Genomic DNA, 13,950 nt, shown 5'->3' on the forward strand with positions numbered 1-13,950 from the left:
TTATAAGGTTCTGTATCGATTTTAAAAAAAAAGAGGTACATCCGTCCGGTTTTTAGCATATGTTAAGCAAATGTTGCTAGACTATAAATAGCTAGGAAGTAGCGTAAAAACGGTGTTTAAGACAGCTTATAGATATAAAAAGCTGGCCTTATGATTAAACTGATCTTATCAGTCAAAAGGAGAGGATATGAAGTTAGGCTTTTTGGTTGACCTGGACCTCTGTATGGGGTGTAAAGGGTGCGAGGTCTCCTGTAAGGTGGAAAATAAAGTGCCACTTCATTCTTGGAGATTACGAGTCAAATATGTAGATGTCGGTGTATATCCAGAAACAAAACGAACTTATACACCTCTAAGATGTAACCACTGTGAAGATGCGCCATGTGAGCGAATCTGTCCGGTGAGTGCACTGCATTATCTTGAAAACGGCATTGTCAATATCGATAAAGAGCGATGTATTGGGTGTGCTGGATGTATGATGGCATGTCCATATGGTGCGATCTATATGGATCCTGAAACAAATACTGCAGATAAATGTACATACTGTGCACACAGAATAGCCAGCGAGATGATGCCAGCATGTGTTGTAGCTTGTCCAGTTGAGGCAAACATCTTCGGTGATTTGGATGATCCAACCAGTCATATCAGCCAATACATCATGAGACACCAAAAAGATGGTGGAGTAAGAGTACGAAAACCAGAGAAAAATACCCATCCTAAACATTTTTATGTCGGTGGAGGTGAGGTGCAACTCAATCCTCTAGCTTCTAAACGAGAAGAGGGATACAACCTATTTAACAACATTACTCATCTAGACCATATAGGAGGCCACTAATGGTAGAGCATACTGTTGCAGCGACTAACGCTATCGTTACATTAGATGTCGCAATTCCCAAAGTAATCTGGGGATGGATGATTACACTGAATATGTGGGCAAAAAGTATAGGTACTGGAGTTATCCTTGTTGGTGCGTTTTTACTTGCAAGATATGGTGATAAAGTTGGCGACAAAGTAAAACTGTGGATGCCTATAATCTCTTTTATTTTTCTCAATATATTCTTGCTTTTTACACTGTTGGATTTGCATCAACCGTTTAGAATGTGGCACATTTTTGTCTATCCACACTTCACAAGTGCAATTACAGTAGGTGCGTGGATGGCAACTGTTTTTACCGGTATCGTTTTTGTTATGTGTGTGATCGCTGTTAAAAAATATCTTCTCAAACAGCCTTGCAAATTGGAAGGGTTATATAATCCCCTCTTAAAAGCCGCGGTTATCCTTGCTATTCCTGTGACACTTTACACTGCGACTATCATGGGTGAGGCAACAGCAAGAGAGCTTTGGCAAACACCAACGGAACTTGCTCAGATGCTTTTGGCAGCACTTCTATGTGGTAGTGCGGTATTTCTCATTATCGGTGGCAACTGGAGTTATGAAGTAAAAAGAGATTTGGCGATTATTCTTGGATCAAGTGCATTTTTAAGTTTTACAATCTACATGGGTGAATACTACTTTGGACATATGAAAGCAGAGGAAGTAGCGGCAATCTTGGCATACGTAAAAGAGCATGGACCGTACCATGTAATGTTCTGGGCAGGACAGTGGCTTGCATTTATCATTCCAATGATTTTAGTTTATTTCAGTTTGAAATCAAGAAGTAGTTCACTACTCTATCTTGCAAGCGTTTCAGCAATTGTTGGGCTCTATGTTGCAAAACATGTATGGCTTATCATTCCACAACTATTACCTCTTAGCTAAGGAGAGCGAATATGAGTTTTATTGAAAGTAGAAGAAATTTTCTAAAAGGAACAGCAGCAGCTGCAGTTGCAGGAATTGCTGTAAGTAAAGGCGTTTTTGAGACCATCGCCGAAGCGAATGTGCAAGAGACAACAAAATTTACCAATACTCCAAAAGAGTTAAACTTCTATCCACCTTTAGAAGAGTGGGATGATTTCAAAGAGCTCGATGGGGATGATTGGAAACGAGGCGGAATTAATAGAAAAGGGGTACAAAGCGAAGAGAACCCAGATGGTATTTATGTCAACGACTATGTGATCGTTCCAACAGTATGTAGTAACTGTGAGGCAGGATGTGGTTTGACTGCATGGGTCGATAAAAAAAGCATGGTTGTTAAAAAATATATGGGTAACCCTTTGCATACAGGAAGCCGTGGTAGAAACTGTGCAAAAGGGTATGCCGTTTGGTCACAAATGTATGATCCAGACAGGGTTCCTTTCCCGCTCAAACGTGCTCCTGGAAGTAAAAGAGGTGAAGGGAAATGGGTCCGGGTAACATGGGATGATGCAATGAAAGAGATCGGTAAAAAAGTAGCCGAACTTCTTGAAAAAGGCGATGAAGTAAGTAGAAAAATGTTCATCTACCATGTCGGCCGACCAAATGAGAATGGATTTAGTGGAAAAGTACCTCATACTCTTGGATTTGACGGATTTGATTCCCATACAAACATCTGTAGTGCGGGAGCTCGACAAGGATCGATCCAGTGGGCAAATGATGATAGGAACTCACCAGACTGGGCAAACAGCCGACTTATTTTCTTGCAATCTTCTCACGCTGCAGATGCCGGGCACTATTTCCAACAAAGTGCTGGACTTATTGCGGATGCAAGAAAAAAAGGTGCAAAACTCGTTGTAATCGATCCAAGACTTTCAAACAGCGCCGGTATGGCAGATTTGTGGCTTCCAGTTTGGCCTGGAACAGAAGCTGCGTTGTATCTTTACCTAGCAAATAGAGTACTTCATGAGAAGAAGAAAAATGGTGAAGATATGGTTGACCATCAATTTGTGAAAAATTGGGTCAACTGGAAGAAACTGATGAAAGATAAAGAATACCTAAACTTTATCAAAGAAAAAGGATACATCAGTAGGCTTCCAAAAGATGAGAGCTATGAGAGTTTCATTGAACTGCTTAAAGATATGTATAAGCCTTATGATTTGGATTTTGTTGTAAAAGAGTGTAAACTCGAAGGGCAAGAGTATAAGTTAGAGCAGCTTTGGGAAATGATCCAAGATGCTGGAGATAAAATAAGCACTTATCTATGGCGTGCAGGTACGATTGGCCACAGAGGCGGATGGATGAACACTAGAAGTGGTTTCTTGCTTCTTGCACTCACCGGTGCACTTAAAGGGGATATTGGTGGAGTGAGCTGGCACCATTGGCATGAAGTGAGTGTTAATGGCAAATTTTTCAAAGCGACAGTTGCTGGAAAAGCGCCAGAGCGTGTCGATACATGGAATGACTATTCATGGCCGCCTGAGTATCCACTCTCTACATATGAGATGAGTTTCTTGCTTCCTCACCTTATTATGGATGATGAGTGGAGAGAAAAATGGAATAAACGAGGATTTAAAGTAGCGGAAAAAATAGCTGTATGGGTACCACGTATGTATAACCCAGTTTGGATCAATCCAGATGGTTTTCGATGGATAGAAGCACTGAAGCGAGAAGACAAGTTTGAATTAACATTCAATCTTTCACCAACCTGGAGTGAGACAAACTGGTATTGTGATTATGTCTTGCCAACAGGGCTTTCCGGTGAGAGACACGATCAGCAATCCGCTCCAACAAAACCAGAACAGTGGACAGCGTTTCGTCAGCCAGCTCTAAGAGTAGCGCTTGAAAAGATGGGTTGGAAACCAAAAGATCCAACGAGGGCAACACTTGAAGCGCATATCAAAGCTGGACTTGGTGAGATTTGGGAAGAGAATGAGTTTTGGGCGAATCTGTTTGTACACTATGTTGATCCAGATGGAAAATATGGTGTAAAACAGTACTGGGCTAGCAAAGAGGATCCAAGCCGAGCTATTACAATAGCTGAGCTTTATGATGCAGCATTTGCTAACTTGCCGAAATTGAAAAAAGCGGCAAAAGCAGCTTATCCTAACAGTAAATATCCTTGCTATGAGTTTATGCGAGATCGGGGTGCATGGACAGAAGAGACAGATATCTATAAACCGCAGGAAGAAGAGATTCCTTTTGATGGGGAATACTACACTGTTCATGGCAAAAAGATCCATAAAAATCATGTTGAAAAAGATGAATACGATGTACTCTACCATGATGGAAAGCCGTTTGGTATCGAGATTGATGGAAAAGTGTATCATGGATTCCATACGCCAGATAAGAGACTTGACTTTTATGTCGACTGGCTTGCAAAAGAGTATCAATGGCCAGAGTATGCGATTCCTATCTATCCAAGAAACGAAAAAGAGCGAAAAGAGATGGTGCATCTCGTGACGCAAGTACATCACGATTACATCAAAGATAAGAACCAATTTGCGCTCAATACCATTTACAGATTGCCATATAACATCCATACAAGAAGTGTCAACTCTAAGCACTTGATGGAGATCAGTCAAAACCACAACCCGATCTGGATCCATACAAGCGATGCGAAACGACTTGGTATCAAAAAAGGTGAAAAGATACGGGTGAAAATCGTCGATACTGTAAGTGGATTAGAGAGCGGATATTTTGTCGGTATGGCTATTCCAACGGAAGCAACGAGACCGGGAGTTCTTGCATGTTCACACCACGCAGGACGATGGAAACTCAAAAATGCTGTTGAAATACCGGGATTCGAGCACAAGCTTGGTGTCATGGGTCTTGGAGCTCCACTGTATAAGATGGAGATGGATGGAAAAATCGGTAAAATGCGAGCGAAAGAGGGTATCAAAGCTGGCATGTTGAAACGAGAAGACAGCTGGCAATTCAAAGAGATCAACAAAGATCTTGACAATATCTGGTGGGATGGTTTGACAGGAGCATGGCAAAATGCGGTTGCTCCAGTACATCCGGATCCAATTGCAGGGAACCATGCATGGCATCAGATGGTTTACATTGAAAAAGCAAAACCGGGTGATAAGTATGGTGATGTCTATGTCAATTATGAAAACAACTTCAAAACATATCAGGCATGGAGAGACAAACTGACAAGACCGGTTAGTGAAAAGATGAAATTCAGACGTCCGCCTTGGATCAAACGACCTGCAACTCCATTGACTCTCAGAGCCTACAAAAACCCAATGTATAAAGGGTAATTTCACAAGCCAACTGGCTTGTGAAAATTTATAAATAGGAATAAGGAAATTACGTGATTGTTATTTTTTGATGTAAATGGTGTAATTCCAAATTCCTCATTGCAAATTATCAAATTTTTTAACTTCCACTACTTGTTCCAACTTCGTAATCTTGAAAATAGCGCTCTTCATCAAATAGTTTTTTCTTTTTCCCCAATACATGAAGATAGTGTGCAATTATTTTAATCTCCTCATCACTCAAAGCTTTTGCAAAAGGTGCCATCATGTTGGCTCTGTTGGAGTGGATTAATCCTTTTTTGTATCCGAATAGTCGTTTTTGTATATATGTTTCACTTTTTCCAGCAAGTTTTGGAAAATTGTTTGCACCTTCGGCGTTAATACCATGGCAACCGTAACATCCATGTTTTGTATAGAGTTTCGCACCAATTGATTCATTGGTGTCTGCTACAATTAAACACAGTGCAATAGCTAAAAGAGTCCACATCTTTTTCATTAAGACGCTCCAATAATCGGTTTTAAAGCTGCTCTTGGATAGGATACAATTATACTATATTCAAAGGATTGTCCAAGTGGATATTACTGCAAATAGAAATGCAATGTATGGACTTGTTTCTCGAATTTTTCTTATCGAAATGGATCCGGATACACTTGCAAGAATTGAAAAACTCCCCAATTTCAAAGAGCTTTTTCCGAACTATTATGAATGGGAAGAGCGACAAAAAAGAAGCAGATATAAATTGATCAATGAACTTCTTAATGTTGATTTTACAGATATTGCTATTATGCACCTTATTCCTTATGAAACTTTCTATATAAGAGAGGATGGTATGATAGAAAGTGGTGGTGCAAATCCTGTTCTTCAAGTCTATAACGATTTTGGTTACAGAGTCGATTATGAAAAGGCTAGAGTTGTAAGTGCTGATCACATTGGTGTAGAGCTTGAGTTTATGAATCTTTTGACGAATGCTCAAAAAAAGGCCGAGGAGGAAGGAGATGGAGAAGCAGTGCAAAAGATAAAAGAGGAGCAAAAACAGTTTTTGCAAAATCATCTACTTCAATTTGCACCAATGTATTTGATCAATGTAGCAGAGCAGGCACGTACGCCTTTTTACAAAGATGCTGCAAAACTGACACTTGAATTTATTCTTGAAGATAATGAGTATTTGAGTCAAACATGCTAAAACTCAATCCCAGCAGTTGTGTCCGATACTACTCAAAACTGAGTGAATGTAATAAGTGTGAAGCAATTTGTCCGGTAGAAGCTGTTGAGACAAAAGAGGCTGGGATTGCCATTTATCAAGATAAGTGTGTGGAGTGTGGAGGATGTGTTGGTGTATGTCCCACAGAAGCTCTTGAATTAAGCGATTTTAATGTAACTAACTTCTTCTTTGAGTTTCTAAATCAAGACGAGCAAGTCATCAGCTGTAAAACAAATTTTGTCTGTCTGGCTGCACTTGGTACGGAGTATATGATCGCTTTGGGAATCGTAAAAGATATTGTTCTTGATATTGGGCATTGTCCAACATGTGAGTTGAAGGAGAAATGTTTTCCAGCGATAGAAGATATGCTCAATGAAGCTAATTATGTACTACAAACGATAGGTGGCAAAGAAATCAAAGCTGAGTCTTTGGTAAAAACAAAAGAGACTGAACCAAACAGAAGAGAGTTTTTCAATCTCTTTTCACTCAAAAAAGTGGCCCAAGCCAAAAGTGAGTTTGAATCAAAACTGGAAGCCCTGGACAATCCAGAGATTGCTCTCGATGCGGCAGGAGCCAAAGCGATCAAGGAAAAAAGCATTCCAAACAAAAGGAAGCTTCTTTTTACGCTTTTAAAAAAGATGGGAAAACCGGATGAATATAAGATACTTGAAAACAGATATCTAAGTTTTACATCGGATAAAACAGTTGATGAGACATGTGACAACTGCTCTATCTGCTATCGAATCTGTCCCACTGAAGCGCTCAGTACCACACGAAAAATGGATGCGATTTTGTTTGATCCGCTTTTGTGTGTTCGGTGTCATCTGTGTCACGATGTATGCGAAAAGAAGAGTATTCAGCTTGCCGAAACCTTCGACACGAAAGAGTTTTTTGAGCCTTCTCAGAAAATCTTGGCAAAATTCAATGTGGTTCGATGTATCGACTGTGGCAATTTCTTTACCTATACAGGAGGTGAACAGGTTTGCCCAAGGTGTAAGATAGAAGAGGAAGAGGCAAAAACTTTATGGGGGATAGAATGAATTCAGCTGACATTCATGGGAAAAAACTGATAGCAGTAGCAGGTAAAGATGTGTTTGGAAAACAGTTTATCTCGGTTGTCAATAAAGAGATAGCCGATAAAAACCTTTTTATGATAGGCATAAATATCAATGAAGAGGATTTTAGCTTTTTTATCCACAATCTTAAAGATTCGAAAGTGGAAGTGACCATTTTTATGCCAGAATTTCAGAAAAAATCGGCTGAGTTTTTTGGTCTTGATGGATATCTTCTTATGAGTTACAAAGAAAATGGTGCATTGAAATTTGTTACTGCACCAAATGAGACGTTGATAGATGATCAAAAACTGCTTAAATTATCAAAACAATTGTAAGGAAGAGGGATGGATTTTAATTTAGATGATTTGAGAAAAGAGTTTGATGCACTCAAAGCTGCAAAAGATTTTAAAGATGAAGAGGCCTGTGAGATAGGGTGTGAGCCTGCTGAAGAAGCGGAAGGATTTATTGAGACTATTCAAAAATATATGCTTGCACCGGCAAACTGCGGTGTCTATTATAGTCGTCTCGATATTAAAATTATAGGACTCATGATAGAAGAGGATGTACAGGTTCGGGAGCGGAAAAGAATGATCCGAGATATTTTACGCTCTATCACCTCCAAAGAGGCATTGGCAAATCTTTTTGAGGTGATTGAAAAAGTAGGGCAGGAAAAGATAGATATTTACGATCAGCTAAGCCAGGCTTTTCCACATTCTGGGCCTATTTTTGATGATAAAAAGGCAAAATTTCAAGAGTTCAAGAAAGTTTTGGCAAAGATTTTGGAAGATTTTGAAGAGGTGGAAGAGGAGATTTAAAAGTTTTCCAGTCTCCCGCCTTTTTTAGCAAACATCAAAAGTTTTGCAATTTCAACAGCTCTGTCGCCTGTACGTTCAAGTTTTCTGCATGAAGACAAGACATTGAGAAAATCTGTAAGTTTTGTTGTATCTTTACATAGATTTTCAAGCAACTCTTTTTCGAAAAGTGTGAAAATCTCATCTGTTTTGCTCTCTTCAACGAGTGTTTTTCTATACAGATCTTCTACTTCATCAAGATCGTTTGTATTAAGCATCTTTAAAGAGTATTCAAGTGCTTCTATGGCGCTCTCGTGAAGTTGAACAATGTAGTTATCCAATAGCGTAAATTCGATCTCGTTTTTGATATGTTTTGCCATATTCTTTGTATATGTTTTGGCATAATCTCCTACGCGGACGATCTCATTTGTGAGTTTGATATAGGCTATCAGTTCTCGGAGCTGACTTGCTTCAGGACCAAAAAGTGCGATAGTTTTGACAACTTCATTATCGATATCTCTTGCTTCATTATCAAGGGTTTTTACCATCTCGGCAACCGATTTGAACGCATCAATATCTTTATTTTTAAATGAATCAAGTGCGATTTTATGGGCATTGAGTACCTTCTTGGCGGCATCTGATACAAGTTTGTTAATCTGTTTAAGTCGCTCTTGATAATTTTTAAGCATTGTTATCCTTGTTTTGTTTTTTTTTCAATTGTACATCATTTTGATTACATTTTGATAACAGTACTGTAACCGTTTTGTAATCATTATGATTTATCATTACGGTATCAAAACAGATAAAGGAGCATAGATGCTGAAAAAAGCAGGTCTGATAGCTTCAGCTGCTATTATGCTTGTCACTGCGGCTAATGCAGACAAGATCAGCGGAGCAGGAGCGACATTTCCAGTGCCTCTTTATTATGAATGGGCATACGATTATGAAAAGCTCACTGGTGTTGAAGTCAATTATCAATCTATCGGAAGTGGCGGCGGAATCAAACAAATAAGTTTTAGAACAGTTGATTTTGGTGCGAGTGATAAGCCACTGAAGCCAAGACAACTGAACAGAAAAAAACTCTATCAATTTCCGGCAGTTATTGGCAGTATAGTTGTGGTATACAATATTCCAGGAATAGCTGATATGCAGCTTCAACTGGAAAACAAAGATTTGGCCGAAATCTTTCTTGGAAAAATCACGTTTTGGGATGACAAGAAAATCGCTGAAGACAACCCTGGAGTAAAGCTACCTCACAAAAAAATTGTTGTTGTACACAGAAGCGATGGCAGTGGAACGACATTCAACTTCACATATTTTCTCAGCGGTGTTAGTGAAGCGTGGGCAAACAGTGTTGGTACAGGAAAAGCAGTAGACTGGCCGGTAGGGATCGGCGGCAAAGGCAACGAGGGTGTGAGCAATCTTGTCAAACAGACACCATACAGTATCGGATATGTGGAGTATGCATACAAACTCCAAAACCATTTTACCGCTGCAGCAATTCAGACAAAAAGCGGAAAATGGGTACAACCAACAGAAGAAAATTTCAAAGCGGCTGCTGCACATGCAAAATGGGGCCCTAAAAACCACTTCTACCAGGTATTAGCGCTTCAGCCAGGTGACAATAGTTACCCCATTGTCGCAGGAACCTTTATTTTGCTTCCACGAGAAAAAAGCGAGACAAACAAAAAGGTGACCGCTTTTTTTGACTGGGCATTTCGAAATGGAGATGAAACGGCAAAAAAACTCGGATATATACCACTTCCGGCAAGTACGAAAGAGAAAATTCAATCATATTGGAAAATGCACGGAATTGCTCCTAAATAGGAAATAACGTATGAAGGGAATTAAAGTTTCCTTATTAAAAGGCTATATTTACCAAACCATAAATCTCAAATAGAAAGGAAAGATATGAAAAAATTGTCTTTGGCAGCATTCATGGTTGTAAACGCTTTTTGTGCGACAGTTACACTCTATCAAGACACAAATACCGGTGCTATCTATACAAAGCCGGGACCCAATAGAGTAGTTTTGGGAGAATTTGTCAGCAAAGACGAGTTAAAAAAAGAGACTCTTAAAGAAATAAAAAAAGAACTTCCATATAAACATACGCTTCAAACGCATTTTCGTGTCATTAAGAAAAATTCTCCAGAGTTTTTGCTAGGAAAAGAGACTGGACCAAACATGCTTGTTCGTCCTTTTGACAATCCAGATATGTACATGAAATTCGGTGTTCGTGTGATGGGAACGTTTGAAAACTACAAAGAGGAAAACAAAGCGACAGGAGTTACGGAAGAGGATTTTTGGGATGCATATCTAAGAAGGGTGCGCTTTGAAGTGACAGCAGGATTTGGCAAACACACCTCTTTTACTATGGATATCCGAAACGATAAAGCGAACTATCGAGATAGTGGTGAAAAAGAGTTTAATGTTGGTGATGCCTATTTGAAAATCAAAAAACCTTTCGGAACATCCCTTGCAAACTTTAAACTCTACCGAGGTAAAATCGATGTATCAAGAACTGAAACCGTCAAATCTGCTTATGTAATCCATTATGATCGACCCCATGTTGCAGATGAAGCTGCACAATATATCTCACACAACAGACGGGCGACAAACATCCAGATGTATGGAAACTGGAAGCACAAAATTGCCTATCAAATTGCTATGGGTGATGGTGTCTACTCTGGAAAACTCAAAGATGCCAGAGGAAAGAAATTTAGTAGTTCTACTGCGAATGGTTTTCATCAAGATGAGTTCTTCTATGGTGGGAAAATTGTCCTTTCACCATTTGATGGGTGGGAAGAGAAGAAAAGAACAGAAACATATTTTGCACAAGGAAAACATTTCTCCATTGGTGCGGCCTATTGGAAAAGTCCTGATATCAACTTTGTAGACGGTAATGGAAAAGCGGTAAAACTCGATCACACTCTTATCAACTATGAACTTTCGGCGCACTATAAAGGCGCATTTGTTCAGGCAGAATATTTCAAATTTGATGGCGTTGTGAGTGACTGGAATAATGCACAAGTGGGTAAATCGAATGGTTGGTACGTTACTGGTGAGTATGTTATCCCATCGCTTTACTATATAGCGCCATTTGCTCGATATGAGAAATGGGATAAACTTGAAGATGCAAATGGCTACGATATGACTTCTAAAATCGCAGGTATTAACTGGTATTTAAGAGGCAACTCTACAAAAGTTGGTATCGCATATCAAGAAGATGATTATGATGTCAATGTAGGAGACAAAAAAGTCAAAAGAGTCAAATTTACCACTCAGTGGTTCTTCTAATCGGCGATCTTTTCGCCGAATATTGTAACCAAAATGAAATCATCCTGTAATATAATCTTCGCAAAAAAGCAGGAGCGCTTCCTATGAGAAAAGCCCTCGATTTTCTTTTCAAACATATAGCTCTGTTTTCGGCAATCTCTATTTTGATAGTGCTAATCGCTATTTTTGCCATACTCTTCAAAGAAGCACTTCCGGCAATCAACGCCTTTGGCTGGAAATTTCTGGTCAATACCAGATGGGCTCCGAATATGGATATTTTTGGTGGATTTCCTGCAATTTATGGCTCTATTATGTCCACACTTATCGCCATGCTTATCGCAACACCGATGGCAATAGGGGTGGCGATTTTTTTGACAGAAATTGCCCATGCAAAACTCAAGGGACCTGTTGGAACGGCTATTGAGATGCTTGCAGCTATTCCTTCCATTATCTATGGTATGTGGGGTCTCTTTTTCTTCGCACCCTATATCAGGGAGTGGTTTGGCGGCAATGGTCTTGGACTGCTCACTGCCGGTATCGTTCTTGCGATCATGATCTTGCCCTTCATGGCTGCAATTACCAGAGACAGTATGAACACAATACCCGATGTTCTCAAAGAGTCAGCCTATGCGCTTGGAGCAACAAAATGGGATGTAGTCAAAGATGTGGTGATTCCTTTTGCAAAAGCTGGGATCATTGGATCCATTATCTTGGCTCTTGGCAGAGCTATTGGTGAGACAATGGCAGTGACATTTGTTATGGGAAATGCACACAAAATCCCAAAACATCTGACAGATCCGGCAACCAGCATTCCTGTTACTTTGGCAAATGAATTTACAGAAGCCGATAGCGATCTGTACTACTCAAGCCTTTTTTACCTTGCTCTCATATTATTTGTTATCAGTTTTATTGTCATTGCATTTGCGAAGTTTTATTTTCTGAGAAAAGTAAGGGCTGCAAAATGAAAAAAAGGAAAATAATCAATCTTATTATCATGAGCTTTTCAACGGTAGCTGCTCTTACTGGGCTCATTTTTTTGTTTTGGATTTTATGGGTTCTTTTGAGTAAAGGTTTGGATGCAATGAACATCAAAATATTTATACTCGATACGGCTCCTCCTGGGCGTGAAGGGGGACTGAGAAACGCCCTTGTCGGTCAGCTTCTTTTGGTGAGTGTCGCTTCTTTGATCGGTATTCCTCTTGGCATATTTGCCGGAACATATTTGAGTGAATATGGCGGGAACTCCAAATTTTCAAACTTTTTGCGCGATATCAGTGATATTATGATGAGTGCTCCGTCGATAGTTATAGGAGCCTTTGTATATGCGATTCTTGTGGCACCTGTTGGTCATTTTAGCGGTTGGGCTGGAGCTGTGGCCTTAGCAATCATGATGATACCGATTGTGCTGAGAACCACAGATGACATGCTTTCCCTTGTTTCCCAGCAGCTAAGAGAGGCAGCATATGCCTTGGGCGCTCCAAAATATAAAGTGATTATGCAAGTTGTTTATCGAGGGGCAAAAGTAGGGATGATTACGGGAATTCTTCTTTCAATCGCACGAATTGCAGGTGAAACCGCACCACTTCTTTTCACCTCGTTTAACAATAACTTCTATACGACAAATCTTAATGAAGCGATGGCTTCTTTGACCGTTACAATGTTCAATTTTGCCACCAGTCCGTATGAGGATTGGATCAAGCTTGGATGGGCGGCAGCCTTCATTTTAGGAGCATTTGTACTGTTTGTAAATATCATAGGACGAATGATTATCAAAAAAAAGGTTAAATAATGGCAGTATTGTGTGAAGTGAAAGAACCAAAAGAGATAGAAATTAAAAATTTTAGTTTCTATTACAAAGGCAGTGACAAACCGGCACTCAAAAACATCACTCTTCCTGTTGCGAAAAACAGAGTAACAGCACTGATAGGTCCCAGCGGTTGCGGAAAATCGACTCTGCTCAGGAGTCTTAACCGCATTCATGACCTTTATCCCGGTAATCGATATGAAGGGGAGGTTCTTTTTGAAGGCAAAAATATTTTAGATAAAAGAGTTGATCTTATCGCTCTTCGAGTGAAAATCGGAATGATTTTCCAAAAGCCGACCCCTTTTCCTATGAGCATTTTTGATAATATCGCTTATGGACTGAGGCTCCAAGGGATTAAAAACAAAACAGAGCTCAAAGACCGCGTAGAAGAGGCTTTAAAGGGTGCGGCTTTGTGGGATGAGGTGAAAGATAGGCTCAAGGATGATGCCAATGCCCTCTCAGGAGGTCAGCAGCAGCGTCTTTGTATTGCACGAGCAGTGGCTGTCAAGCCAAAAGTGTTGCTGTTTGATGAGCCTACCAGCGCTCTCGATCCAATCAGTACTCAAGCGATCGAAGAGTTAGTGATTGAGCTAAAAGATCAGATGACCATCGTTATCGTAACGCACAATATGCAACAAGCCGCGCGGATCAGTGATTATACTGCGTTTATGTATATGGGTGAACTTGTCGAACTTGGTATTACGGAAGATTTTTTTATCAATCCAAAAATGAAACTCTCCGAAGAGTATATCACTGGAAAGTTTGGATGAG

General features: G+C 39.8%; 14 protein-coding genes. 12 read left to right on the forward strand and 2 right to left on the reverse strand.

Going from position 1 to position 13,950, the window contains the following annotated elements:
* The first annotated feature begins 187 nt into the window (after positions 1 to 187).
* The 3 genes from JG735_RS03130 to JG735_RS03140 are packed head-to-tail and all read left to right on the forward strand — an operon-like array spanning position 188 to position 5,054.
* The gene (locus tag JG735_RS03130) at positions 188 to 832 is read left to right on the forward strand and encodes a 4Fe-4S dicluster domain-containing protein (protein ID WP_201335377.1); all 645 of its coding nucleotides are present in this window, start codon (positions 188 to 190) and stop codon (positions 830 to 832) included.
* On the forward strand, positions 832 to 1,755 hold the full coding sequence (nrfD, locus tag JG735_RS03135) for an NrfD/PsrC family molybdoenzyme membrane anchor subunit (protein WP_201335378.1): 924 nt from the start codon (positions 832 to 834) through the stop codon (positions 1,753 to 1,755). The genes JG735_RS03130 and nrfD overlap by 1 nt, the downstream gene beginning before the upstream one ends.
* Positions 1,756 to 1,766: 11 nt before the next feature.
* Positions 1,767 to 5,054: a molybdopterin-dependent oxidoreductase gene (locus JG735_RS03140; protein WP_201335379.1), complete on the forward strand. Its 3,288-nt coding sequence runs from the start codon at positions 1,767 to 1,769 to the stop codon at positions 5,052 to 5,054.
* A gap of 118 nt (positions 5,055 to 5,172) precedes the next feature.
* On the opposite strand, the gene JG735_RS03145 is transcribed toward JG735_RS03140, so the two are convergent.
* Positions 5,173 to 5,547: a c-type cytochrome gene (locus JG735_RS03145; RefSeq protein WP_201335380.1), complete on the reverse strand. Its 375-nt coding sequence runs from the start codon at positions 5,545 to 5,547 to the stop codon at positions 5,173 to 5,175.
* A 76-nt stretch (positions 5,548 to 5,623) separates the two neighbouring features.
* On the opposite strand from JG735_RS03145, the gene JG735_RS03150 reads away from it, so the two are divergent.
* The 4 genes from JG735_RS03150 to JG735_RS03165 are packed head-to-tail and all read left to right on the forward strand — an operon-like array spanning position 5,624 to position 8,123.
* A complete protein-coding gene (locus JG735_RS03150; protein ID WP_201335381.1) occupies positions 5,624 to 6,235 on the forward strand; it encodes a molecular chaperone in 612 nt (203 codons plus the stop codon).
* Complete coding sequence (locus JG735_RS03155) at positions 6,229 to 7,293, forward strand: 4Fe-4S dicluster domain-containing protein (protein WP_201335382.1); 1,065 nt, start codon at positions 6,229 to 6,231, stop codon at positions 7,291 to 7,293. Before JG735_RS03150 ends, JG735_RS03155 begins: the two co-directional genes overlap by 7 nt.
* On the forward strand, positions 7,290 to 7,643 hold the full coding sequence (locus JG735_RS03160) for a hypothetical protein (RefSeq protein ID WP_201335383.1): 354 nt from the start codon (positions 7,290 to 7,292) through the stop codon (positions 7,641 to 7,643). Before JG735_RS03155 ends, JG735_RS03160 begins: the two co-directional genes overlap by 4 nt.
* A gap of 9 nt (positions 7,644 to 7,652) precedes the next feature.
* The gene (locus JG735_RS03165; protein WP_201335384.1) at positions 7,653 to 8,123 is read left to right on the forward strand and encodes a hypothetical protein; all 471 of its coding nucleotides are present in this window, start codon (positions 7,653 to 7,655) and stop codon (positions 8,121 to 8,123) included.
* Here JG735_RS03165 and JG735_RS03170 read toward each other — a convergent pair.
* On the reverse strand, positions 8,120 to 8,788 hold the full coding sequence (locus JG735_RS03170; protein ID WP_201335385.1) for a PhoU domain-containing protein: 669 nt from the start codon (positions 8,786 to 8,788) through the stop codon (positions 8,120 to 8,122). The genes JG735_RS03165 and JG735_RS03170 overlap by 4 nt on opposite strands.
* Before the next feature lie 127 nt (positions 8,789 to 8,915).
* Between JG735_RS03170 and pstS the strand changes: the two genes are divergently transcribed.
* From pstS to pstB, 5 genes are all read left to right on the forward strand, one after another.
* A complete protein-coding gene (pstS, locus tag JG735_RS03175; RefSeq protein ID WP_201335386.1) occupies positions 8,916 to 9,926 on the forward strand; it encodes a phosphate ABC transporter substrate-binding protein PstS in 1,011 nt (336 codons plus the stop codon).
* 84 nt (positions 9,927 to 10,010) lie between these two features.
* Positions 10,011 to 11,396 carry a hypothetical protein gene (locus JG735_RS03180; protein ID WP_201335387.1) on the forward strand — a complete coding sequence of 462 codons (1,386 nt, stop codon included), beginning with the start codon at positions 10,011 to 10,013 and terminating at the stop codon, positions 11,394 to 11,396.
* An 83-nt stretch (positions 11,397 to 11,479) separates the two neighbouring features.
* Positions 11,480 to 12,340 (forward strand): phosphate ABC transporter permease subunit PstC, encoded by an 861-nt coding sequence (gene pstC, locus JG735_RS03185; RefSeq protein WP_201335388.1) that lies wholly within the window; start codon positions 11,480 to 11,482, stop codon positions 12,338 to 12,340.
* Positions 12,337 to 13,164, forward strand: coding sequence for a phosphate ABC transporter permease PstA (gene pstA, locus JG735_RS03190; RefSeq protein ID WP_201335389.1), 828 nt, complete (start codon positions 12,337 to 12,339; stop codon positions 13,162 to 13,164). Before pstC ends, pstA begins: the two co-directional genes overlap by 4 nt.
* Positions 13,164 to 13,949: a phosphate ABC transporter ATP-binding protein PstB gene (gene pstB / locus JG735_RS03195; protein ID WP_201335390.1), complete on the forward strand. Its 786-nt coding sequence runs from the start codon at positions 13,164 to 13,166 to the stop codon at positions 13,947 to 13,949. Before pstA ends, pstB begins: the two co-directional genes overlap by 1 nt.
* Position 13,950 lies beyond the last annotated feature (1 nt).

The sequence above is a fragment of the Nitratiruptor sp. YY08-10 genome, assembly GCF_016629565.1.
GTDB lineage: Bacteria > Campylobacterota > Campylobacteria > Campylobacterales > Nitratiruptoraceae > Nitratiruptor.